The organism is Streptomyces pristinaespiralis (assembly GCF_001278075.1).
Taxonomy (GTDB): Bacteria; Actinomycetota; Actinomycetes; order Streptomycetales; family Streptomycetaceae; genus Streptomyces; species Streptomyces pristinaespiralis.
The window spans coordinates 1,965,114-1,987,976 of sequence record NZ_CP011340.1 but is presented as its reverse complement, the minus strand read 5'-3'; the positions used below and the strand labels follow the sequence as shown (position 1 = coordinate 1,987,976).

Annotated in this window: 23 protein-coding genes; 9 read left to right on the top strand and 14 right to left on the bottom strand. The window is 72.3% G+C overall.

The window, feature by feature from the left end; all coding sequences use genetic code 11:
- Window position 1: 1 nt before the first annotated feature.
- The 8 genes from SPRI_RS08335 to SPRI_RS08300 all read right to left on the bottom strand — a co-directional run bounded on the left by SPRI_RS08335 (window position 2) and on the right by SPRI_RS08300 (window position 4,277).
- Window positions 2-496, bottom strand: a complete 495-nt coding sequence (locus tag SPRI_RS08335; RefSeq protein ID WP_078535219.1) for a gas vesicle protein K — start codon at window positions 494-496, stop codon at window positions 2-4.
- Window positions 486-728 carry a gas vesicle protein gene (locus SPRI_RS08330; protein ID WP_005310352.1) on the bottom strand — a complete coding sequence of 81 codons (243 nt, stop codon included), beginning with the start codon at window positions 726-728 and terminating at the stop codon, window positions 486-488. The genes SPRI_RS08335 and SPRI_RS08330 overlap by 11 nt, the downstream gene beginning before the upstream one ends.
- Complete coding sequence (locus SPRI_RS08325; RefSeq protein WP_078535477.1) at window positions 725-1,663, bottom strand: GvpL/GvpF family gas vesicle protein; 939 nt, start codon at window positions 1,661-1,663, stop codon at window positions 725-727. Before SPRI_RS08325 ends, SPRI_RS08330 begins: the two co-directional genes overlap by 4 nt.
- Entirely contained in the window at window positions 1,653-2,327 is a 675-nt protein-coding gene (gene gvpJ / locus SPRI_RS39950) for a gas vesicle protein (RefSeq protein WP_005310349.1), read from the bottom strand. Before gvpJ (SPRI_RS39950) ends, SPRI_RS08325 begins: the two co-directional genes overlap by 11 nt.
- Before the next feature lie 105 nt (window positions 2,328-2,432).
- Entirely contained in the window at window positions 2,433-2,684 is a 252-nt protein-coding gene (locus SPRI_RS08315; protein ID WP_037773451.1) for a gas vesicle protein GvpG, read from the bottom strand.
- 14 nt (window positions 2,685-2,698) lie between these two features.
- The gene (locus tag SPRI_RS08310) at window positions 2,699-3,412 is read right to left on the bottom strand and encodes a GvpL/GvpF family gas vesicle protein (RefSeq protein WP_005310346.1); all 714 of its coding nucleotides are present in this window, start codon (window positions 3,410-3,412) and stop codon (window positions 2,699-2,701) included.
- Window positions 3,413-3,447: 35 nt separating this feature from the next.
- On the bottom strand, window positions 3,448-3,936 hold the full coding sequence (gene gvpJ, locus SPRI_RS08305) for a gas vesicle protein GvpJ (protein WP_182327850.1): 489 nt from the start codon (window positions 3,934-3,936) through the stop codon (window positions 3,448-3,450).
- Between the two features lie 47 nt (window positions 3,937-3,983).
- A complete protein-coding gene (locus SPRI_RS08300; RefSeq protein WP_005310342.1) occupies window positions 3,984-4,277 on the bottom strand; it encodes a gas vesicle protein GvpO in 294 nt (97 codons plus the stop codon).
- Window positions 4,278-4,476: 199 nt separating this feature from the next.
- Between SPRI_RS08300 and SPRI_RS38465 the strand changes: the two genes are divergently transcribed.
- Genes SPRI_RS38465 through SPRI_RS08285 form a run of 3 tightly spaced genes read left to right on the top strand, consistent with a single transcriptional unit; the run spans window position 4,477 to window position 7,519 of the window.
- A complete protein-coding gene (locus SPRI_RS38465; RefSeq protein WP_005310340.1) occupies window positions 4,477-5,130 on the top strand; it encodes a hypothetical protein in 654 nt (217 codons plus the stop codon).
- 4 nt (window positions 5,131-5,134) lie between these two features.
- Complete coding sequence (locus SPRI_RS08290) at window positions 5,135-6,247, top strand: SRPBCC family protein (protein ID WP_005310338.1); 1,113 nt, start codon at window positions 5,135-5,137, stop codon at window positions 6,245-6,247.
- 27 nt (window positions 6,248-6,274) lie between these two features.
- Entirely contained in the window at window positions 6,275-7,519 is a 1,245-nt protein-coding gene (locus SPRI_RS08285; RefSeq protein WP_053556822.1) for a lactonase family protein, read from the top strand.
- Between the two features lie 60 nt (window positions 7,520-7,579).
- Here the strand turns inward: SPRI_RS08285 and SPRI_RS08280 are convergent, their stop codons facing one another.
- Window positions 7,580-7,969 carry a VOC family protein gene (locus SPRI_RS08280; RefSeq protein WP_037773449.1) on the bottom strand — a complete coding sequence of 130 codons (390 nt, stop codon included), beginning with the start codon at window positions 7,967-7,969 and terminating at the stop codon, window positions 7,580-7,582.
- 31 nt (window positions 7,970-8,000) lie between these two features.
- Here SPRI_RS08280 and SPRI_RS08275 point away from each other — a divergent pair, with 31 nt between their 5' ends.
- The 3 genes from SPRI_RS08275 to SPRI_RS08265 all read left to right on the top strand — a co-directional run bounded on the left by SPRI_RS08275 (window position 8,001) and on the right by SPRI_RS08265 (window position 10,297).
- Entirely contained in the window at window positions 8,001-8,660 is a 660-nt protein-coding gene (locus tag SPRI_RS08275; protein WP_005310332.1) for a nucleoside/nucleotide kinase family protein, read from the top strand.
- A 75-nt stretch (window positions 8,661-8,735) separates the two neighbouring features.
- Window positions 8,736-9,707 carry a DUF1444 domain-containing protein gene (locus SPRI_RS08270; protein ID WP_037773447.1) on the top strand — a complete coding sequence of 324 codons (972 nt, stop codon included), beginning with the start codon at window positions 8,736-8,738 and terminating at the stop codon, window positions 9,705-9,707.
- A 74-nt stretch (window positions 9,708-9,781) separates the two neighbouring features.
- Complete coding sequence (locus SPRI_RS08265) at window positions 9,782-10,297, top strand: hypothetical protein (protein ID WP_159039473.1); 516 nt, start codon at window positions 9,782-9,784, stop codon at window positions 10,295-10,297.
- Window positions 10,298-10,494: 197 nt separating this feature from the next.
- Here SPRI_RS08265 and treZ read toward each other — a convergent pair whose 3' ends face one another.
- Complete coding sequence (gene treZ / locus SPRI_RS08260) at window positions 10,495-12,240, bottom strand: malto-oligosyltrehalose trehalohydrolase (RefSeq protein WP_037776136.1); 1,746 nt, start codon at window positions 12,238-12,240, stop codon at window positions 10,495-10,497.
- A 114-nt stretch (window positions 12,241-12,354) separates the two neighbouring features.
- Here treZ and SPRI_RS08255 point away from each other — a divergent pair, with 114 nt between their 5' ends.
- Window positions 12,355-13,725, top strand: a complete 1,371-nt coding sequence (locus SPRI_RS08255) for a GH1 family beta-glucosidase (RefSeq protein ID WP_005310326.1) — start codon at window positions 12,355-12,357, stop codon at window positions 13,723-13,725.
- A gap of 48 nt (window positions 13,726-13,773) precedes the next feature.
- Here SPRI_RS08255 and SPRI_RS08250 read toward each other — a convergent pair whose 3' ends face one another.
- Entirely contained in the window at window positions 13,774-14,670 is an 897-nt protein-coding gene (locus tag SPRI_RS08250) for a GNAT family N-acetyltransferase (protein ID WP_005310323.1), read from the bottom strand.
- 297 nt (window positions 14,671-14,967) lie between these two features.
- Between SPRI_RS08250 and SPRI_RS08245 the strand changes: the two genes are divergently transcribed.
- A complete protein-coding gene (locus SPRI_RS08245; RefSeq protein WP_005310321.1) occupies window positions 14,968-15,516 on the top strand; it encodes a DUF1707 and FHA domain-containing protein in 549 nt (182 codons plus the stop codon).
- Between the two features lie 22 nt (window positions 15,517-15,538).
- Here the strand turns inward: SPRI_RS08245 and lpdA are convergent, their stop codons facing one another.
- Window positions 15,539-16,948 (bottom strand): dihydrolipoyl dehydrogenase, encoded by a 1,410-nt coding sequence (lpdA, locus tag SPRI_RS08240; protein WP_005310319.1) that lies wholly within the window; start codon window positions 16,946-16,948, stop codon window positions 15,539-15,541.
- A gap of 130 nt (window positions 16,949-17,078) precedes the next feature.
- Between lpdA and SPRI_RS08235 the strand changes: the two genes are divergently transcribed.
- Window positions 17,079-18,032, top strand: a complete 954-nt coding sequence (locus tag SPRI_RS08235; RefSeq protein WP_053557708.1) for a LysR family transcriptional regulator — start codon at window positions 17,079-17,081, stop codon at window positions 18,030-18,032.
- On the opposite strand, the gene treY is transcribed toward SPRI_RS08235, so the two are convergent.
- Both treY and glgX read right to left on the bottom strand, forming a co-directional pair.
- Entirely contained in the window at window positions 17,983-20,337 is a 2,355-nt protein-coding gene (gene treY / locus SPRI_RS08230; protein WP_005310314.1) for a malto-oligosyltrehalose synthase, read from the bottom strand. The genes SPRI_RS08235 and treY overlap by 50 nt on opposite strands.
- Window positions 20,338-20,580: 243 nt before the next feature.
- Window positions 20,581-22,704 carry a glycogen debranching protein GlgX gene (glgX, locus tag SPRI_RS08225; protein WP_005310312.1) on the bottom strand — a complete coding sequence of 708 codons (2,124 nt, stop codon included), beginning with the start codon at window positions 22,702-22,704 and terminating at the stop codon, window positions 20,581-20,583.
- Between the last annotated feature and the right edge of the window lie 159 nt (window positions 22,705-22,863).

The window sequence follows — 22,863 nt, the reverse complement described above, 5'->3', positions numbered from 1 at the left end:
GTCAGCCGGGCGGCGGTGCGGAGTCGCCGGGCGGCAGCAGTGTTCCGAGGGGGCCGAGATCGAGGTTGAGGTCGTCCATGGTCAGCCCGTACTGGGCGCACAGGCCGGTCATGCGGTCGTGGAGCAGGAGCAGCGTCGATCCCAGCCGTTCTTCCTCCTCCTCCGTGAGATCGCCCTGGTCGACCCGGTGCAGGGCCTGCCGCTCCATGAGCTGGCGCAGCAGCTCGACGAGGGTGAGGACGAGCTTCATCAGGTCGCGTTCGACGGTGTCCGGGTCGGTACGGATCCTCCGTGCCGGCGCGGACGGCCTGCCCTCGGTCGCCGGGACGTCCTGCGGGGCCGCGGGAAGCAGCCGGAAGGCGCGGGATGCGGCGTCCGCGACCTCGTCGAGCCGCTGCCGGGCGGGCGGGGGAGGGGCGGCCCGGTGGTCGGCGGGGTCGGGCCGGTCGGGCCGGTCGGCTCCACCGGTCCGGTCAAGGCCGGCGTCATCGGACATCCGGGCGACCGCCCTCCGGCACAGGCCCCGACCACAGCGGCCGGGTCTCCGCGTCGACGGAGACGATCAGCGCACGCAGCGAGACGCGGACGAGATCGATGTCGGCGATGGAGAGCAGCACATCACCGGTGATCACCACCCCGCCGCTGAGCAGCCGGTCCAGGAGATCGATCAGGGCGACCTGCCGCTGCGGGAGCGGTTCGCCGGAGCGGGGGGCCACGGGCCCGGTCACGACGAGCCCTCGGCGCCCGGCGCACCGGATGTGTCCGGAGCGCCGGACAAGTCGTCCGGCGGTGTGGTGAACGAGTAGGGCACCCAGGGGCCGGTGACCTCGACCCGTACTCCGGGCAGGTCGTCCGCGGCCCGCGCCACCTCTTCGCGGAACGCGTGCGAACGGTCCTCCCGCAGCAGATAGGCGTCGTTCACGACGTTCTCGCCGCCGGAACCGGCCAGTTCGCCCTGCTGGACCCGGTGGCGTGCCCGGTCGGTGGCGTACGCGTGGCCCGCGGCCTCGATCCGTTCCGCCGCCGTCCGTGCCGCCTCGTGCGCCCGCTCGCGGCTGCTCCGCTGCGCCCGGCGGGTGCGCAGGTACGAGCGGCCCGGACCGAGACCCGCGTCGGCGGTCCCCGCGGCGGGGGCCGCGTCCGGCCCGGGGGGCTCCGAGGGGGCGTCCACGTAGATCTTGACGCCCCACTCGACCTGTCCCTCGAGCCGCGCCAGCAGCTGTACGAATCCGGCGCGGCCGGCGTCCAGCGCCTCCCGGGCGCGGTCGTCGTCGAGATACACCGTCGCGAGCCGCAGCGGCAGCACCGTCGTGGCCCCGGCGACCGACTCGATCACCGCGTGATGGGCACGCGCCACCGCCTCCAGCCAGTCGAGGTCCTCGAGGTGGCGTCTCAGGGCGTTCTCGTCGAAGTCCCGCGCGCTCACCGAGCTCGCGACGAAGGCCACCTGCTCGGGGTCGGCGCTTTCTTCCCGGCCGGAGCCGTCGCCGTCCGTGCCCCCGACGACACGCACCTGAGCGCCTCCCACACCGACCAGCTCGGTTGCGGACTCCCGCAGCGCGGCGGAGTCGCGGGCGACGGCGTAGACGTAGGTGACGTCCCCGCCGTGCGGGAGGTCCCCGGTGGTGGTCGGCTCCTCGGCCGTCGGCCGCTCAGCGGTCATCGTCGCGAGTTCCTCGGCGTTCCGGGCGTTCGGACCGGTTCGGGCGTTCGGACCGGTCACGGGCTTCGCGGCGGTCACGGGTGGTGGGGCGTGCCTCGCGCTCCGGCCGCTGACGGCGGGCTCCGCGCTCCTGTTCCTCGCCGGGGTCCCTGCGTCCCCTGCCTTCCCTGTCCTCCCGGCGTTCCACCGGCTCCCGGCCTCCTCCGCTCTCCACGGCGGACGGCGGAGCCTCGACGGACCGCGGAGTCTCGACGGACCGCGGAGCCTCGGCGGACCGCGGCGCTTCCAAGGGCTCCTCGGCCCGGCCGGGCAGCGAGCCCTCGCCCCGCAGCGCGTCGATCTCCGCGCGCAGGCGCCGGTTCTCCGCGGCCAGGGAGCGTTCCGTGCCGTCCTGCGAGGCACGGGACGACAAGGAGGGGTCGTGCTCCCACCAGTCGATCCCCATCTCCTTCGCCTTGTCCACGGAGGCGACCAGCAGGCGCAGTTTGACGGTCAACAGCTCGATGTCGAGGAGGTTGATCCGGATGTCGCCCGCGATCACGATGCCCTTGTCCAGGACCCGTTCGAGGATGTCGGCGAGATTGGTCGAGGACGAGCCCTGGGCGTACTCCGGCGCCGCCCGGGAGGGATAGGAGCCGGTCCGGTGGGCGAGTGGTTCGGTCACGATCGGAACCTCACGTTTCGCGTGCGTGCGGTGCACGGCGTCGTCCGCGTCCAGGAGCCCTGCCAGGGCCCCGGCCAGGAGCCCGGCCAGTGGCACGATCGGCCGTCAGCGCCCGATGCCGGCCCGGTACGCCATGATCTCTTCCAGGCGGTCCAGCAGCTCGTCCTCCCTCCGGTCGAACGTCTCCTCGTCGATCTCCCCCGAAGTGAGCCGGGCCTCCAGCTCGGCGAGCGCGCGGTGCACGGGCGCGGGGTCGTAGTACTCCTCCTCCGCCGCCTCCCGCACCCGGTCGACGACCCACACGGCACCCCGCACCGGCGCCAGCGGGAGGGTGACGATCTGGGTGAACAGGCCCATGGCGCACCAGCCCTTCACACGAAGCTGTACGGGGGCAGCGGTCCGCTGAGCCGGAACGTGTAACCCTCGCCCAACTGGTTGATGACACTGAGTTGGGTGGCGAGGAACAACTCGTCCTGGTCCTCGGCCACCAGGAAGGACACATTGAGGAAGTCCTCGCCCGTCGGCTGCGCGGTGCTCACCTCCCGGCTGTGGGGGCGCAGCGCCTCGATGACGCCGGAGGCCAGCGCCTCCTGCCGCGCCTGTATCTCCCCGGCCACCAACTCACCCAGCCGCACGGGCAGATCGGGCGTCGCGTCACCACCGCGGATCCGGTCGTTGAGTTCCCGGGCCGTCTCCGACTCGAGCAGGATCTCTCGCAGGATCGCGTCCTCGTCCTGCGACGCCTTCAGGTTGTACTCGGCGCAGCCCTTGACCGCCTCCAGACGCTCGGTGTACTGCCCCGATCCCTGCTCCAGCGCGTCCCGCACCGCCTCGTCGTCGGGTGCCGTGAGACCGAAGCGCAGGGGCAGCACCGTGCCGTCGGCCATCAGGTGTTCCTGGACGGCCTGGTGCGCCATGACGTCGCGGCGCTTGGGACGCAGACCGTCCGGCGCGTCGCTGACGACGGCGCACAGCGACCCGGCGACCACCTTCCGCAGGAGCGCCGCCGGCTCTCCGACTCCCTCGATGCCGTCGAGACGGAGCGGATGATCCTCGGCGGTGATCGAGTAGACGTACACGGCCATGGTCGCTCCTCACTGCGGGATCACTCCCGCACGCCTTACCTTTCCCGTTCCCGCCGGGGGGCCCGCCGGGGAGGCCTGCGCTCTTCCACGGGTTCCCGTTCCTCGGCGTCCCTCCCTTCTTCGAGCTCGGCGGCGCGGTCGTCGTCGGCCTCGCGCTTTTTCTTGCCGCCGCCGGTCAGGGAATCGGCCACGGCCTCCATCGCACCGCCGAGCGCCCCCTTCGACTTGCCCTTCGCCCCGCTCTCGAGGGTGTCGCCGACGACGTCGGTCAGCTGGGCGGGCGCCTTTCTGCCGGACTCCAGGTCGAGGCGGTTGCAGGCCTCCGCGAAGCGCAGGTACGTGTCGACGCTGGCCACGACGACACGGGCGTCGATCTTCAGGATCTCGATGCCGACCAGGGACACACGCACGAAGACGTCGATGACCAGTCCGCGGTCGAGAATGAGGTCGAGGACGTCGTAGAGGGTTCCGGAGCCGCCGCCTCCCCTGGAAACGCCGTCTCCGCCCTGGGGTACCACCGTCATTGGTGTCTCCCTTCGTCACGTGCCCGCAGCGGGCCCGCGAAGGTCGTTCAGTTCGGCCGGTCGATCTGACCGCGGGTGTAGCGCCGGGTGCGCCGGTACTCCACCAGATCGCCCTCCTCGTCCAGCATCACTCGGTAGCTGGCCAGCACGCTCGTGGTGTCGGGGATGCGCTCCACCTCCAGCACTTCCACGTCCGCCTCCCAGCCGTCGTCGGTCCGTCTGAGCGCCGAGACGGACTCGGGCGGGCGGCCGAGCAGCTCCGACAGCTGGTCCGCGGCGGAGCGCATGACGCTCGCTGCCTTGATCTTGGGACGCCGTCCGGCGGGATCCGAGGAAGTCATCGCCCCTTCTCACCACGAGAGGACCTTCGTAGTACAGAAACGTACAATTTCAGCATATAGGCATATTGTGCTTCGTCGGGGAACTCGTGGACCTACCGGCTCTCCCGGCCCCAACAGGCCCGTACCGGCATGGATGTTGAGAGGCGTGAGCAGGGGAGCGAGCAGCCGGGGCCAGGACCTGTCACACAGGGAGCAGCTCATGAAGGACACCAACAAAGTGGCTCTTGCGGCCGCCGTGGCAGGCGGCTACGTCCTGGGCCGCACCAAGAAGGGCCGCATGGCCCTCGCGGTGGGCACCTACCTCGCCGGGCGGCGCACCGGCCTCGACCCGCAGAAACTGATGGCCCAGGGCATGAAGACGCTCAAGGACGCACCGCAGCTCGCCGGTCTGGGCGACCAGGTGCGGGGCGAGCTGCTGGACGCCGGGCGCCAGGCGCTGGCGGCGACCGCCGACCGCAAGATGGCCGGGCTGGCCGACGTGCTGCACGAGCGGACGATGCGGCTGGAGGGCCGCGAAGAGGCGGACGAGAAGGATCAGCGCGGGACGGAGACGGCGGACAGGGCCGACGAGCCCGAGGCGGACCAGGAGGAGCCGGAGGAGGAGCAGGAGGAGCAGGAGGAGCAGGAGAAGCCGGAGAAGAAGCAGGAGCCGGAGGGAGCGCGGGGCGAGCTCAGGTCCCGCCGCGCCGCTGCCGGAAAGACGGCGAAGAAGGCCACCGCCGGGCCCTCGACGGCGAAGAAGGCCACCGCCAGGGCCGCCGCGAAGAAGGCCGCCACGACCGGGAAGGCGCCCGCGAAGAGAGCTCGCTCCGGCACGGACGCGACGTCCGGGTCCGGGACACGGCGGAGGTAGGCCCATGACCACCACGGATCAGCGACCCACGAGTCAGAGCGGTTCCGGCCGGGACCAGCTGCGCGAGGCGCTCACCGGTTACATCGGCGCCCGCACGGGACGGCTGGCCGACGCAGCCGGTGACAAGGTGACAGACCTCTCGGACAAGCTTCTCGACGTCGCCGAGAACGGAGGGGGGCTCTCCGGCGGCGGAATGATGAAGGCCCTGATCGGCGCCAAGCTCAAGAGCACCAAGGACAACATCGTGGGCAACGTGAAGGAAAAGCTCGGAGGCGGCAAGGGCGGGCGCAAGTCCGGCGACACCAAGGTCATGAACATCGTCGAGAGCCTCGATGTGGGCGTGCCCATCCGCACGGCGTACGACCACTGGACCAAGTACGAGGCGTTCAGTGGTTTCACCAAGGGTGTGCGCAGCGTCTCCCAGAAGGACGAGGTCAGCTCCGACTGGAAGGTCAAGGTGGGCCCGTCCACCCGCGGCTGGTCGGCGACGGTCCAGGAGCAGGTACCGGACGACCGGATCGTGTGGACGTCGGAGGGCGCCAAGGGCAGCACGCGCGGATGCGTGAGCTTCCACGAGCTGGCCCCTTCCCTGACCCGCATCGTGCTCGTCGTGGAGTACTACCCCTCGGGGTTCTTCGAGAAGACGGGCAATCTGTGGCGGGCCCAAGGGCGGCGTCTGCGGCTCGACTTCAAGCACTTCCAGCGCCATGTGACCCTCACGGACGAAGAGGTCGAGGGCTGGCGCGGCGAGGTGCGTGACGGTGAGGTCGTCGTCAGCCACGAAGACGCGCTGGAGCGCGAAGAGGCCGAGCGCGAGGAGCACGAGGGCGAAGAGGACAAGGAACGCGACGACAGCGACCGTGACTACGACTACGAGGACGAAGCCGAGGACCGGGACGAGGCCGAGGAGCGGGACGAGGCCGAGGGCCGGGACGAGGAAGCGGAAGAGGACGAGGAGTACGACGACGAGGAGGCCGGCCCCCGGCGGTACGAGGACGACGCCGATTACGAGGACGAGGACTACGACGAGCGCGAGGACCGGGAAGGCGACGAGGACGAGGAGTACGAGGAGAAGGAGCGGGCGAAGGCAGGATCACGGTCCGCACAGCGCCGCTGAACCGGCCGAGGCCCTACCCTGCCTGCCATGGGCATCAGCACCGGCACGGGCAGTGAATCCGGTACGGGCAGGGACGTCGTTAAGGGCGGCGCCGCGCACGTGGGGCGGCGCCGCTTCCTCGGGGGCCTGGGCGCGCTGGCGGCCGGCGGCGCGCTGTCGGCGTGCTCGCGGGCCGGGGAGTCCGCGCCGCGGGCCAGATCGCGGGTGGCCACCACGTCGACGGCCCGGCCCCGCACGGCGCGTCCTCTGTTCATCGGCACGTACACCTCCGCAGAGGGGGGCGGCCCGGGGATCGCGACGGCCACGTACGACGGGACGAGCGGCAGGATCACCGGCACCGGCGTCGTCGAAGGCGTCGGCGACCCCTCGTACCTCGCCGTCCACCCCTCCGGCCGCACCCTGTACGCGGTGGACGAACGCGACGCCGGTGCCGTGACCGCCGTGCGGCTCGACGCGGGCGGCGCCCACCAGGTGATCGGCAGCCGGCCCACCGGCGGGCCCGCGCCCTGCCATCTGTCCGTGCACCCGTCCGGACGGTGGCTGCTCAGCGCCAACTACGGCTCCGGCAGCGTCGCCGTCCACCCTCTCGCCGCCTCCGGCGCGCCGGGTGAGCGTACGGACCTGGTCACCCACTCCGAGCCGCCGCCCGGACCTGGTCGGTCGGGCCCGCACGCACACCAGATCGTCACCAGCCCCGACGGCGGACACGTGCTCGCCGTCGACCTGGGCAACGACACCGTGTACACCTACCGCCTCGACACCCGGGCGGGCACGCTCGCGGAGGTGTCCCGGACGACGCTGAAGCCGGGCGCGGGCCCACGGCACCTCACCTTCCACCCCTCGGGCCGGTACGCCTACGTGGCGAACGAACTCGACAACACCGTCGTGGTCTGCGCCTACGACCCGCGGACCGGCAGGCTCCGGCCGGGCGCGCCGCAGCCCACCGGCACCGGATCCGGCACCAGTTACCCGGCCCAGCTCGTGGTGACCGGCGACGGCGGGTACGCGTACCTCGCCAACCGGGGGCACAACAGCCTGACGCGGTACGCCGTGGAGGCGGGCGGGTCGCGCCTGCGTCTGCTCGACACCGTCCCGGTCGGGGGCGACTTCCCCCGGCACATCGCCCTCTCGCCGTCGGGCGGGCTGCTGTTCGCGGCGAACCAGCGCTCGAGCACGGTGACGGTCTTTCATGTCGACCGGCGCACGGGCGAACTGCGTTCGGCCGGACCGGCGTTCGGATCGCCGGTCGCGGTGTGCGCGCTGCCGCTGTAGCGGCGTACCGGGGCCGGGGCCCGGCCGGTCACGGGCGGCGCCGGCCGGGACGGACGGGCGTCACCTCGGCTCGAGCAGGTCCCACTTGTTGCCGTAGAGGTCCTCGAAGACGGCAACCGAGCCGTACGCCTCGTGCCGCGGTTCCTCGAGGAAGCGCACCCCCGCCGCCGTCATACGGGCGTGGTCACGCGCGAAGTCGTCCGTGTGCAGGAAGAAGCCCACCCGGCCGCCGGTCTGCGCGCCGACGCTCGCGCGCTGATCGTCGCTGCCGGCGCGGGCCAGCAGCAGGCCGGTGCCGGTCCCGGAACCCGCCGGGCGGACGACCACCCAGCGGCTTCCGTCCCCCCGGTCGGTGTCCTCGACCAGGTGGAAACCCAGCGCGTCGGTGTAGAAGGCGATGGCCTCGTCGTAGTCGCGGACGACGAGCGTGATCAGGGCGATGTTCTGCATGCACCACAGGTTATACGTATGACCAGCGACAATGGGCGGCATGCCCGCCCTGCCTCACCACCTCGTCGAGCGCGCCCGGTCCCTCGCCGTACCGGGACACCGGCGCCTGCTCGGGATCGCCGGGGCACCCGGCGCCGGGAAGTCCACCCTCGCCGGCCGGATCGTCGAAGCGCTCGACGGCCTCGCGGTCCTCGTCCCCATGGACGGCTTCCACCTCGCCCAGCGGGAACTGCGGCGCCTCGGCCGTGAGCACCGCAAGGGCGCCCCCGACACCTTCGACGCCGCCGGGTACGCCGCACTGCTCGGCAGGCTGCGCGACCCCGACCCGGACACCGTCGTCTACGCCCCGGCCTTCGACCGGTCCCTCGAGGAGCCGGTGTCAGGGAGCATCCCCGTGGGCCCCGCCGTGCCGCTCGTCGTCACCGAAGGCAACTACCTGCTGCACGACGAAGGGATCTGGGGACGGGTCCGCCCGCTTCTCGACGAGGTGTGGTTCCTCGAGCTCGACCAGGAGGAGCGGCTGCGCCGGCTGGTGGACCGGCATGTGCGCTTCGGGAAGGAGCGCCCGCACGCGGAGCGCTGGGTCCACGACTCCGACGAACCGAACGCACGGCTGATCGGCCGCGGCCGGGACCGGGCCGATCTCGTGGTGCCGATGGACCGCCCGTCCACGGACCGGCCGATGAACTGATCGAAAGGCGGAGCCCCGCAGTTCACCCGGGGTCGGTACGCTCGAATCAGTGACAGGCGAGCGGAGGGCGTTGACGTGGGGTTGTTCCGGCGAGGGCCGAAGCGTGACGGACGCGATGCGCCCCGGGACCCCGAGTTCTCCTTCTTCTCCGCCGACGAGGGGGCGAGGTTCCGCGCCCAGGTCCGCGAGGCGTTCGCCGAACAGGGCCTCGAGGTGACGGTCTACACCGACATGGTCTCCGACAGCGCCGGCAGACAGTTCGGTCTCGGCAACCTCGCCGCCGTGTGCCACAACGACGAACGCGGACCCCGGGTGTGGCCCGAGCTGATCCATCAGCATGTCGGCATGGTGCTGCGCACCATGGACGCGCCGTCCGCGCTGGAGACCCTGCCCGCCGAACAGATCCGCGCCCAGCTCTACCCCCGCGTCGTCGGCGCGGAAGGGCTCGACCCACGGAACTTCGCCTACGCCCGCACCGTCGCCCCCGGCCTGTACGAGATCCTCGCGCTCGACCTCCCCGAGAGCGTCATGATGCTCACCGACGAGGCACTCGAACCCCTCGGCGACCTGCCCTATCTGCGCGACCAGGCGCTGTACAACCTCCGCGGACTGCCCGTCGAGGCGCACGAGACCGTCAAGGACTCCGAGGGCATGCGCTTCGAGGTCGTGCTCGGCGACTCCTTCTACACGGCGAGCCGGGTCCTCGCGCTGGAGACGCTGGTGCGGCAGGTCACCGGCGAGGAGCTGACCGCCGACGGCGCCCTGGTGGCCATGCCCTTCCGGCACCAGCTCGCCTTCCACGCCATCCACGACACCGGCATGCTCCCCGCCCTCAACGCGATGGCCGCCTTCGCCGCCACCGGATACGAGGACACGCCCGGCGCCATCAGTCCGTACGTCTACTGGTGGCACGGCGGCACGCTCACCCAGCTGAGCGACCGCGACGAGGACGGCGAGGGCCTGCAGATCATGATCGGCGAGGAGTTCCAGGAACTGCTCGAACGGCTCGTCGCCAAGGAGAAAGGGCACCTCGGCGACGAGAACTGAACAGGGTCACTCATGTCGGTGATTCCACGGGCGCCTGCGCAGGTCACAGGCGTGCCGTCCGGCAGAGTTGGCGGATGCGCACTCCCCGGATCCCGGCCTTGGCCGCTCTTGTCCTGCTCGGTGTGACCGGCTGTGTGGCCGTTCCGACGGCCCCTCGGCCGGCGACGGCGCCGAGCCCGGCCCCGGCCGGCGACCGGTCACCGTCGCCCGTCGCGACGCCGGACCGCGTCGTCCAGCCCTCGGCGCGCGAGGCGCTGGCCTCCACCGGTCCGCAGGACAGGGCGGAGGACCGGGCCGCGGAGCGGGGCGGTGCCAAGGCTCAGGGGCAGGGCGGGAAGCCGGCGGTGGAGCCCGGCGGGCAGGCGCGGAAGCGGCGCCCCGGCACGGGCCCCGCGCGCGCCGTCCCCGCCCGGCCCGAGCGCCGCGCCGCCCCACCCGAGCGCCGGACCCAGCGGCCCGCGTCCCGTCCCCGGCCGCCACGGCCCCGCACGAGCTACGACATGCGCGGCCTGTGCGAGGCCTCCGACGGTGTGACGAACTCCGACGTCACCGCCCTGTGCCGCGACTCCTACGGCTCCGGACGCCGCTGACGGCACCGCTGCCGCCGCCCTGCGGATCCGCCGCCGGCCGCCGCCGGAGCCCGGGCGGAGCGACGGCTCTCAGGAGTCGGCCAGTACCGCGCAGCTCTGTGCCGGCAGGTGCAGCACCCCGTCCCGGTCCGGAGGGACGACGTCGCCCCACGCCGCCGCGATCCGGCCGCCGCCGGCCGCCGCCGGAGCGACGGCTCTCAGGAGTCGGCCAGTACCGCGCAGCTCTGTGCCGGCAGGTGCAGTACCCCGTCCTCGTCCGGAGGGACGACGTCGCCCCACGCCGCCGCGATCCGGCCGCCGCCGCCCAGCGGGATCGCGGCCGTCTCCTTGGCCAGGTTGACCGCCACCCGCAGATCACCCCGCCGGAACGCCAGCCAGCGGGCCTGCTCGTCGAAGGCGACCTTCACCGCCGCGAGGTCCGGGTCCGACAGGTCCGGCAGCGCGCGGCGCATCGCGATCAGCTCGCGGTACCACGCCAGCAGCCGGGCGTGCGGCTCCCGCTCCCGCTCCGACCGGTCCAGGCAGGAACGCTCCCGGGTGGCCGGGTCCTGCGGGTCGGGCACCTGCTCCGCCGACCAGCCGTGCGCCGCGAACTCCCTGCGCCTGCCCGCCCGTACGGCCTCCGCGAGCTCGGGGTCGGTGTGGTCCGTGAAGTACTGCCAGGGCGTCGAGGCGCCCCACTCCTCGCCCATGAAGAGCATGGGCGTGTACGGGCCCGTGAGCACCAGTACCGCCGCGCAGGCCAGCAGCCCGGGGGAGAGGCCGGCGGAAAGACGGTCGCCGAGCGCCCTGTTGCCGATCTGGTCGTGCGTCTGCGCGTAACCGAGGAAGCGGTGCGCGGGCGTGTTGACCACGTCGACCGGCCTGCCGTGGGTGCGGCCGCGGAAGTCCGAGTACGTGCCGTCGTGGAAGAAGCCGCGGGTCAGCGTCTTCGCCAGCGCGGCCATCGGCGCACGGGCGAAGTCCGCGTAGTAGCCCTGCGACTCGCCCGTCAGCGCGGTGTGCAGGGCGTGGTGGAAGTCGTCGTTCCACTGGGCGTGCAGTCCGATGCCGCCCTGCGCGCGGGGCGTCGTCGTCCGCGGGTCGCACCGGTCCGACTCGGCGATCAGGAACAGCGGGCGGCCGAGGTCCCCGGAGAGCCCGTCGACGGCGGCCGACAACTCCTCGAGGAACGTCCAAGCCCGGTCGTCGGCCAGCGCGTGCACCGCGTCCAGCCGCAGCCCGTCCAGCCGGTAGTCGCGCAGCCAGGCCAGCGCGCTGCCCAGCAGATAGGCGCGCACCTCGTCCGAGCCGGGCGCGTCCAGATTGACCGCGGAACCCCACGGAGTGTGGTGGGTGTCGGTGAAGTACGGCCCGAAGGCGGGCAGATGGTTGCCGGACGGGCCGAGGTGGTTGTGCACGACGTCGAGCACCACGCCGAGACCGTGCCCGTGCGCGGCGTCGACGAAGCGCTTGAGCGCCGTTGGCCCGCCGTAGGGCTCGTGGACCGCCCAGGGGGACACTCCGTCGTAACCCCAGCCGTGCACACCGGGGAAGGAGCACAGCGGCATCAGTTCCACATGGGTGATGCCCAGCTCCGCCAGCTCGCCCAGCCGGTCCGCGGCGGCGTCGAGCGTCCCCTGCGTGGTGTACGTGCCGATGTGCAGCTCGTACAGGACCGCGCCCTCGAGACCGCGCCCCGGCCAGTTGTGCCGCCAGGCGTACCGGTCCTGGTCGAAGACCGCGCTGGGGCCGTCCGGACCGTCGGGCTGGCGGCGGGAGCGCGGGTCCGGCCGTACGGGTCCGCCGTCCAGACAGAACCCGTACCGCGCGCCGTCCTCGGCCGCCGCCTCCACGACCCACCATCCGTCCCGGCCCTGCGCGCGCTCCATCGGGTGCTCGGCACCCTCCAGCCACAGAGTGACCCGCTCCTCGGCGTTCGGCGCCCACACCTCGAACAGCAGCACTGGCGTCCCCTCGTCGTCGATGCCCATCGACCCATGTTCCGTCCCCACATCCTGGCAAGACCAAGGTCTTCTAGCGGTGTCCTTGGGCCATTAAGGTCACGAACCATGTCGATGCCGCAGGAACCGATCGAGCCGATGCCCGCTTTTCCGCCCGGCTTCCTGTGGGGAGCATCGGCCTCCGCCTTCCAGACCGAGGGCGCGGCCGACGCCGAGGGCAAGGGACCGTCCGGCTGGGACGCCTTCGCCGCGCAGGGCCGTATCAAGGACGGCTCCGACGCCGCTCGCGGCACCGGCTTCCACGAGCGCTACCGCGAGGACGTCGCCCTGCTCGCCGGACTGGGGGCGGACGCATTCCGCTTCTCGGTGAGCTGGCCGCGTGTCGTGCCCGCCGGCAGCGGCCCGGTCAACGCGCGGGGCCTCGACTTCTACGACCGGCTCGTGGACGAACTCTGCGCCCACGGCATCACCCCCGCGCCGACCCTCTACCACTGGGACACCCCCCTCCCGCTCGAAGAGGCCGGCGGCTGGCTCCGTCGGGACACGGCCCTGCGGTTCGCCGACTACGCCTCCGCCGTCGCGCAGCGGCTCGCCGACCGGGTCCCGTTGTGGATGACGCTCAACGAACCGGCCGAGGTCACCCTCCTCGGTTACGCGCTCGGCGAGCACGCCCCGGGCAAGCAGCTCCTCTTCGACGCGCTGCCCGCCGCCCACCACCAACTGCTCGCCCACGGTCTCGCCGTGTCGGCCCTGCGGGCCGCCGGAGCCCGGAGCGTCGGTGTCGCCGTCTCCCACTCGCCGGTGCGGGCCGCGGGGGACAGCGAGGAGGACCGGTTCGCCGCCGAGCTGTACGACACGCTCACCAACCGGCTGTTCGCCGACCCGCTCCTCACCGGCGCCTACCCCGACGAGAACATCGCGGCACTCATGCCGGGCCCGGTCGCCGACGATCTCGGCGTCATCGCCCGGCCGCTCGACTTCTACGGGGTGAACTACTACCACCCGATGCTCGTCGGCGCACCCGCCGACGACGCCCCGGGCGGCTTCGCGGGCGTCGGCATGCCCGCCGGACTCCCCTTCGGACTGCGGGACATCGACTGCGAGGAACACACCGACTTCGGCTGGCCCGTCGTCCCCGACGGACTGCGGGAACTGCTCGTGTCACTCGGCGGACGCTACGGCGACCGGCTGCCGCCCGTGATCATCACCGAGAACGGCTGCTCGTACGACGGCCTCGACGACGGGCGCCGCATCGCCTTCCTCGACGCCCATCTGCGCTCCCTGCACCGGGCCATGGGCGAAGGGGCCGATGTCCGCGGCTACTTCACCTGGTCGCTCACCGACAACATCGAGTGGGTCGAGGGGGCGTCCCGGCGCTTCGGTCTCGTCCACATCGACTACGAGACGCTGCGGCGCACGCCGAAGGCGTCCTACCACTGGTACCGGGACATGATCGCCGCACAGAAGCGCGGCCGGGACGACTGACCGGCACCCGAGGGGTGCCCGCGTGGCGGACACCCCTCAGGCGGATGCTCAGTGCTGGGACGAGGGCACGAAATGCACCCGTTCCTGCACGACCGGATGGCCGGCCCTGGCGAAGTTCGCGGCCATCGGGAAGTTCCCCTGGTCCGTGGCGCCCGCGATGAACTCGGCGCCCTGCTCCGCGAGCCAGTGCGTGCACTCCACCAGCAGGTCGTACGCGTACCCGCGGCCACGGTGCTCCGGGACCACCCCGATGAAGCCGACGCACGGCCCCGACGGGTTGCGCGCGGGGATGTGGATGCCCACCAGGTCACCGTCCGGCGTGTGGGCCACCTGCCACCATTCCCGCGGTGACGGACACCAGTTGAAGAAGTCCAGCTCCTCCTGCGCGGCCCGGTCGAGGCCGCCCTCTGCGACGGCCCGCAGCGCGTGCGCGTCCAGCGTCACGGAGTGGATGCGGCGCAGCGCGTCGAAGAACACCGCGTCGTCCGGCTCCGGACGGAACACCAGCCGCCCGGGCCGCTCCGGCAGCCCGCAGTCGGGCGTCCACCGGTACTGGTACCGCTCGACCAGCACCTCCATGCCGGCGGCCTTCGCCGCCGTCATACGTGCTTCACCGGCCGCGAGGGCGACCGGGTCGTCACGCCAGCCGGCGGGGAGGATCAGTTCGTACTCGACCTGGAAGGGGGAGGTGCGCAGCAGTTCGGCGCCCGCCTCCTCCTCGCCCTCCGCGAAGTCGAACCAGTTGACGTTGACGGGGGTTTCGTCGTCGGGACCACCCCACCAGGCGGCCCTGGCGACCACTTGGCCGTCGCGCAGCGCGACCCGCTTCCAGTCGGGGCGGTGCGTCGCACGGGCGAGGGCACGGCCCACACCGAGCGGGTCGGGCAGGGTGTCGAAGAGATGTGCGTCGCTCTCACCGAGCGCGCGGATGACCGTGTCGGTCATGAGGATGTCCTCCGGAAGAGATGCCTGTGCGCTCCCGGTCAGACTGCGGACGCCGGGCGGACGGGGCGGGAGCGCGGAAACGGTGTGATGTACACGGCACTCGCCTCCTTCCGTCGTCTGTGGCGTGCCGGTCACATTAGAGGCCCGGCCGGCGGTCCGTCCAGCGCCTTTCGGGGCGCGCCCGGTGCCCGACCGGGCCGCCGTTGTGCCGGAATTGAAGCTTCCGCGCAGGTCAGGGCGGGCTCCCGCACCACCTCGTCTGGACACCTCGGGGCCTTCGGGCCGACAATCTGGAACGTGACGTCCTCCTTCGAGTCCAACACGTATCCCGCGCGGCTCTCCGATGCCGAGCGTGAGCGTGTCCTCGACGTGCTCAGAGAGGGCGCGGCCCAGGGCAGGCTGTCCCACGAGACCTTCGTGCACCGCATGGAACTGGCCTTCGCCGCACGCCGCACCGAGGAACTGGACGCCCTCACCGCCGACCTGGTCGACAAGGGCCGCTGGTCGCGCCGGCTCTACAGCGCGGTCGGCAAGGTCTCCGCGTTCTCCGTCCGGCTGCGCAGGGCCTGGCAGGCGGAGAAGCTGCCGCCGTTGCTCCTGCCCGAGCCCGGCCCCCACCCGCTCCGGATCGGCCGCGACCCCGCCAACGGCCTGCGGCTCAGCCACGACACCGTGTCACGCCTGCACGCCGAACTGAGCCACCAGGGCGCGGTGTGGATCCTGCGCGACCTCGGCTCGACGAACGGCACCACGGTCAACGGCCGCCGGGTGACGGGCTCGATCGTCGTGGGCGACGGGGACATGGTCGGCTTCGGCAGCGTCAGCTACCGCCTCACCGCCCGCTGACCCGGCGGGCCCGCAGGGGCCGCTATTGCTGGTGCAGTCCGCGGCCCGCGAGCGTCAGGAACGCCTCGCCGACCGCCTCCGACAGCGTCGGATGCGGATGGATGTGGCCGGCGACGTCGGAGGGTTCCGCGTCCCAGCCGACGATCAGCTGACTCTCGGCGATCATCTCGGAGACGTGCGGGCCTACGAGATGGACGCCGAGCACCCGGCCGCCCCGCTCGGCGACGATCTTCACCATCCCGCCCTGCCCGTGCACCATGCCCTTGGCCACCGCCGTCAGCGGCATCATGTTGACGTCCACCTCGTAGCCGGCGGCCCGTGCCTCCGCCTCGCCCAGCCCCACGGACGCGGTCTGCGGCGAGGAGTACGTGACCCGGGGGACGGCCGCGTAGTCCACGGGCCGCGTGGGAAGCCCGGCGAGCGCCTCCGCCACCAACATGCCCTCCGCGAACGACGCGTGGGCGAGACCGAGCGACGGCGGCGGCAGGAGGTCACCCACCACATGGATCCCGGGGACAGCGGTCTCCAGGCGTGCGAGGTCGGCCGGCGCGACATGACCCCGCGCGTCCGTTCTCAGACCGGCGCCGGCCAGACCGAGGCCGTCCGTCACCGGCTCGCGTCCCACCGCGACCAGCAGCCGCTCCGCCTCCACCGTGCGCGTCCCACCGCGCGCGGTCCGCACCGTCGCCCGTACCCCGTCCTCCAGCACGGCCGTCTCCAGCAGCCGGGCCCCCGTCTGCACATCGACGCCGCGCTTCTTCAGACCGCGGGTCAGATGGCGGGACACATCGGCGTCCTCGAGCGGGACCAGCCGGTCCGCCGCCTCGACGAGCACCACCGCCGCGCCCATCGAGCGGTGGAAGGACGCGTACTCGACCCCGATCGCCCCGCCGCCCAGCACCAGCACGGACCGCGGCAGCCCCGGCGCGAACAGGGCGTCGTCACTGGTGACCACCCGCCGCCCGTCCGGCGACAGACCCGGCAGGGTACGCGGCCGGGAGCCGGTGGCGAGCACGACGCCGCGGCGCGCGGTCACCTCCCCGTGGCCCTCCACCGAAACGCTCCGCGTGCCCGTCAACCGCGCCCCGCCCGAGAGCACTTCGACCCCGGCGTGGGCCAGATGACCGGCCACGCCCCGGTGGTTGCGCGACACGATGTCGTCCCTCGTCGCCACCAGCGCCTTCCAGTCGACGGAATCGACGCTCGCCCTGACGCCCCAGCGTTCCCTGGCCTCCGCGATCCCGTCGACCAGTTCGGCGGCGTGCAGCATCGCCTTGCTGGGGATGCAGCCGCGGTGCAGACAGGTGCCGCCCACCTTGTCGCGCTCGGCGAGCACGACCTCCAGACCGAGGGCCGCCGCCCGCAGCGCGGTCGCATAGCCGCCGGTCCCTCCGCCGATCACGATCACGTCGGTCTCACGGGTCTGTGTCATGGCTCCCACTGTCCGCTCCCCCCTTGCCATGCGTCCAAGGCAATGTTCTTGTGAGGTCGATGCACAGCGTCTATGGGAGATCGAGGCGGCTGTGCGCACCGCCCGTGTCGCAGCGGCCATGGAGGACGGCGTGAGCCTTCGGCAGATGGAGTACTTCCTCACCGTCGTCGAGGAGTCCTCCTTCACCCGCGCCGCCGAACTGCTGCACGTCACACAGCCGGCGCTGTCGCACCAGATCAAGGCGCTCGAGCGGTCCGTCGGCGGCGAGCTGCTGGAGCGGCTGCCGAGAGGGGTACGGCTGACCCCGATGGGCCGGGCCTACCTGCCCCATGCCGAACTCGCCGTCCGCAGCGCGGCCCAGGCGCGGCGCGCGGCCAGGGCGGCGGCCGGCGCGGAGGGCGGGGAGCTGCACATCGCGGCGCTCCACGCGGTCGCCGTGGGCGTGCTCCCCGACCTGTTCGCCCGCTGGCGCCGCGAACACCCCGGCGTGGCGCTCGTCCTGCACGAATACGGCACGACCGAGGCCCTGGAGGAGCAGATCGAACGCGGCACCGCCGACCTGGCGGTGGGGCCGGCGCCGCGCCACTGGCAGGGCCCGGTCGTCCCGTTCGACGAGGAGGAGATCGTCCTCGTCGTCCCCTTCGACGACGGCCTCGCCGGCCGCGCCTTCGTCCGCCTGGAGGAACTGGCGGACCACGTGTGGGTGCGCTGCGCGATGGAGCCGGAGGTGGAAGGTCTGCGGTTCCTCGACTGGGCCTGCGGAAAGGCCGGCTTCCGGCCCCGTACGGCGGTGTGGACGCAGCACACGTCCTCCGCGGTACGGATGGCGGCGGCCGGGGTGGGCGTCGCGACGGCGCCGCTGCATGTGGTGCGCGGGGCGGTGGGGGAGGACTGCGTCGTCCTCCCCGTGGATCCGCCGTGGCGGCGGGCGCTGGCGGTGTTCTCGCGCGTGGAACCGACCGGGGCGGCGGGCGCGTTCGTGGACCTGGTGACGGGCGGGCGCCGGGTGGGCGACGAGCCCGCGCGGCGGACCCCTACCCCACGCCGCCACCCCGCACCAGCAGCGCCACCGGCCGGCGCGTGAACAGGTCGGCCACGCGGACGCGGCCCGTGAACTCCCGGTCGGGGAACAGGGCGTCCGCCCACCGGCCCGCCGGCAGCGCCAGCTCCGTGTCCCGCCAGCCGCCCTCGCGCTCCAGCCGCAGGGACAGCCGCGTCACCGCCGTGACCACTTCGCCGGAGCGGCAGAACGCCACACAGTGCTCTGCCGCGGGCCCCTCGGCGGTGAGCGGTGCGTACGTCGCGGACGCGCCGAACACCTCCGGCGCGTTCCGGCGCAGCCGCAGGGCCGCCTTGGTGAGGGCCTCCTTCTCCGCGTCGAGCCCGTCGGGGGGCGGACCGCCGAACTCCACCGGCCGGCGGTTGTCCGGGTCGACCAGCGCCAGGAACTCGCGCTCGGAGCCCTGGTAGACGTCCGGCACCCCCGGCATCGTCAGGTGCAGCAGCGTCGCTCCGAGCACGTTCGCCCGCGCGTAGGGAGCCAGCTCGTGGACGAACCGGGCGACGGTGTGCTGCGCCTGCCCCGCCGGGCCCGCGTCGACGAACGCCGAGACCGCCTTCTCGTAGGCGGCGTCCGGTTCCGTCCAGCTGGTCCGCAGCCCGGCCTCCCGCACGGCCTTGAGCATCGCCGTCTCCAGGCGGCCGGCGTCGGGCACGGTGAGGCCGACCGCCGTCTGCCAGACCGTCCACGCCACCTGCGGGTCCGGCGGGCTGCCGCCGGGCAGGCCGTCCGCCTCCTCGGTGATCTGCGCGAGGAAGTCCGCCCAGCGCTCCGGGCACTCGGAGAGCACCGCGATGCGCGCCCGGACGTCCGCGCTGCGCTTGGTGTCGTGGGTGGTCAGTACGGTGCCGGTCGCGGGCCGGTCGTGGGCCAGCCCCGCGCAGTACGCGTGGAAGGCCTCCGGGGCGACCGCCGGATCACCGGGGTCGCCGCCGACCTCGTTCGCGCTGAGCAGCGGCCCGTACCGGTAGAACGCCTTGTCCTCCACGGACTTCGCCCGCAGCGCCGACGAGGTCTGCGCGAAGCGGGTGCGGAACGCCTCGTGGTCCGGCCCCGTGCCGAGGCGTCCGAGGGCCAGGTCCCGGATGACGTCCACGGCCGCCGCCTCCTCCGGCACGGTGAAGGTCTCCTTCGCGCCGGCCGCGGCCTCCTCGGTCAGCACCGCCTCGTCCCCGAACCCGTACGGGCGGTAGACCGGAACGCGGACGAGCAGCTCACGGACGGCCTTCCGCAGCGCCCAGGGTGCGTGATCGCGCAGCCGGGGCCCGGCGGCGCACACCCGCTCCGCGAGGCGGACCAGTACCGCCGTCTCCGCGGCCAGTTCGCGGTCCACGACCTCGTAGGCGGCGTGCCGCTCCGTCGCCTCCCAGCGGCCGCCGAGCTCCTCGGGCGCCTCGGTGAACTGCTGGTGGTCCGCGGCGAGTTCGGCCGCGCCGGCGGGATCGGTGAACAGGCCGTCGATCTGCCGCAGCGCGTCGTACCCGGTCGTCCCGGCGACGGCCCAGCGAGGCGGCAGCGGTTCGTCGCCGGTGAGGATCTTCTCCACCACGATCCAGCAGTCACCGCCGGTCGCCTCGTCGAGCCGGCGCAGATAGCCCTCCGGGTCCGCGACCCCGTCCGGGTGGTCGACCCGCAGGCCGTCGACCACACCGTCGCGCACCAGCTCCACGATCTTGGCGTGCGTCGCGTCGAACACCTCGGGGTCCTCGACGCGGACGCCTATCAGCTCGGAGACGGTGAAGAACCGGCGGTAGTTGAGCTCGGTGCGTGCCAGCCGCCACCAGCAGAGGCGGTACCACTGGGCGTCGAGCAGTTCGGCCGGCGGCAGGTGGCCGGTCGTCCCGCGCAGCGGGAAGCGCTGCTCGCCGTAGTGCAGGACGTCGCCCTCGACGTGCATCTTGTCCATCTCGTCGCCGATGCGCCCCGCGAGCACCGGGAGCAGGATCTTCCCGTCACCGGCCTCCCAGTCGATGTCGAACCAGCGCGCGAACGGCGACCTCGGACCCTCGCGCAGCACCTCCCAGAGCGCCCGGTTGTGGCGCGGCACCGCGGCCATGTGGTTGGGGACGATGTCGAGGACGAGCCCGAGGCCGTGCTCCCGTGCCGTACGGGACAGCTCACGCAGGCCCGCCTCACCGCCCAGCTCCTCGCGGATCCGGCCGTGGTCGGTCACGTCGTAGCCGTGCGTCGAACCGGGCACCGCCTCCAGCACCGGGGACAGATGCAGATGGGAGACGCCGAGCGCGGCTATGTGCGGCACGGCAGCGGCGGCGGCCGAGAACGGGAAACCGGGCTGGAGCTGGAGCCGGTACGTGGCGGTGGGCGTCATGCGAACATACGTACCCGGCCGGAGGGGTTCCTGCGCCCGGCCCCGGGTACGGTGTCCGCCGATCGGGTGAACCGCGGACCCGTGCGGACGTGCCGCGTGGCCCGCGCCCGTACGACGTGCTCGCCGCGGGCGGTGCGCGCCGGCGGCGGCACGGACGTGTCCGTGCCCGGCCGCCGCCGTAACGCCGTGCCTGTGCCGGCCGCAGCCGTACGCGGTCCTACGCCGGCCGCCGCCGTAGTGGCCCTACGCCGGCCGCCGCAGCACCGTCATGCTCCGGCCGACAAGCCGCAGCTCGTCGCCGGCCGACACCATCGGGCCGTTGCCCGGTGGGACCCCCACCTTGCTGGCCGTGTCGACCACCACCTGCCACTCCTCGCCGTGGCTCACGGGCACCGTGAAGTCCAGCTCCTCCGCGCTCGCGTTGAACATCAGCAGGAACGAGTCGTCGGAGATCCGCTCGCCCCGCGGTCCCGGCTCGGAGATCGCGTGGCCGTTGAGGAAGACGGACAGCGCCTTGGCGTGCGCGGCCTGCCAGTCCCTGGCGACCATCTCGTCGCCCTGCGGGGTGAACCAGGCGATGTCGGTCAGCTCGTCGTGCGTCCCCTCCACCGGCCGGCCGTGGAAGAACCGCCGCCGCCGGAAGACGGGGTGGTCCCGCCGCAGCCACACCATCGTCTTGGTGAAGGCCAGCAGCGATCCCTCCTCGTCCTCGCCCGGGTCGGGCCAGTGGACCCAGGCGATCTCGTTGTCCTGGCAGTAGGCGTTGTTGTTGCCGCCCTGGGTGCGCCCGAACTCGTCGCCGTGGCTCAGCATCGGCACGCCCTGCGACAGCATCAGCGTCGCGATGAAGTTGCGCATCTGGCGCTCGCGCAGCTCCAGCACGCCCTCGTCGTCGGTCTCACCCTCCGCGCCGCAGTTCCACGACCGGTTGTGGCTCTCGCCGTCGCGGTTGTTCTCGCCGTTGGCCTCGTTGTGCTTGTCGTTGTAGGAGACCAGGTCGTGCAGGGTGAAGCCGTCGTGGCAGGTGGTGAAGTTGATCGAGGCCAGCGGGCGCCGGCCGTCGTCCTGGTACAGGTCCGAGGAGCCGGTCAGCCGTGACGCGAACTCGGCGAGCGTGCGCGGCTCGCCGCGCCACAGGTCGCGCACGCAGTCGCGGTACTTGCCGTTCCACTCGGTCCACAGCGGGGGGAAGTTCCCCACCTGGTAGCCGCCCTCGCCCACGTCCCACGGCTCCGCGATGAGCTTCACCTGGCTGACCACCGGGTCCTGCTGCACCAGGTCGAAGAACGACGAGAGCCGGTCGACCTCGTGGAACTGGCGGGCGAGTGTCGCGGCGAGGTCGAAGCGGAACCCGTCGACGTGCATCTCGGTCACCCAGTAGCGCAGCGAGTCCATGATCAGCTGGAGCACATGGGGACTGCGCATCAGCAGGGAGTTCCCGGTGCCCGTGGTGTCCATGTAGTAGCGGCGGTCGTCCTCCATCAGGCGGTAGTAGGACTCGTTGTCCAGCCCGCGGAAGGAGAGGGTGGGGCCGAGGTGGTTGCCTTCCGCGGTGTGGTTGTAGACCACGTCGAGGATGACCTCGATGCCCGCCTGGTGCAGGGCCCGTACGGCCTGCTTGAACTCGAGGACCTGCTCGCCCCGGTCGCCCCAGGAGGCGTAGGAGTTGTGGGGGGCGAAGAAGCCGATGGTGTTGTAGCCCCAGTAGTTGTTCAGCCCGGCGTCGACCAGCCGGTGGTCGTTCACGAACTGGTGGACGGGCATCAACTCCAGTGCCGTGACGCCCAGTTCCGTCAGGTGCGAGATGACCGCCGGGTGGGCCAGCCCGGCGTAGGTGCCCCTCAGCTCGGGCGGCAGCTCGGGGTGGAGCATGGTCAGGCCCTTCACATGGGCCTCGTAGATCACCGTCCGGTGGTAGTCGGTGCGCGGCAGCCGGTCGTCACCCCAGTCGAAGTACGGGTTGACGACCACCGACGTCATGGTGTGCGGAGCGGAGTCGAGATCGTTGCGCGAGTCGGGCCGGCCGAAGTGATAGCCGTAGACCGACTCGTTCCACTCGATGGAACCGCTGATCGCACGCGCGTACGGATCGAGCAGTAGTTTCGCGGAGTTGCAGCGCTGCCCGCGCGCGGGCTCGTACGGGCCGTGGACCCGGAAGCCGTAGCGCTGGCCGGGCATGATGCCCGGAAGGTACGCGTGCCGCACAAAGGCATCGGTCTCCCGCAGCTCGACGGCCGTCTCGGAACCGTCGTCGTGCAGCAGACACAGCTCGATCCGGTGTGCGGCCTCCGAGTGCACCGCGAAGTTCGTGCCGGCGCCGTCGTACGTCGCGCCGAGGGGATACGCCTGTCCCGGCCAGACCTGCATAGATTCGACTCTTCCATTTCTGATCCGGGTAATGGGAGCTACTCGGACAAGATCCTCCCGCAAATTGGGGCAAGCTCCTAGGACTTCGTACCCTCCTACCGGGTGACCGGCCGGAACAAAAACCGAAAACGGTGCGGAGATGAGCCGATCGGGGGCCCC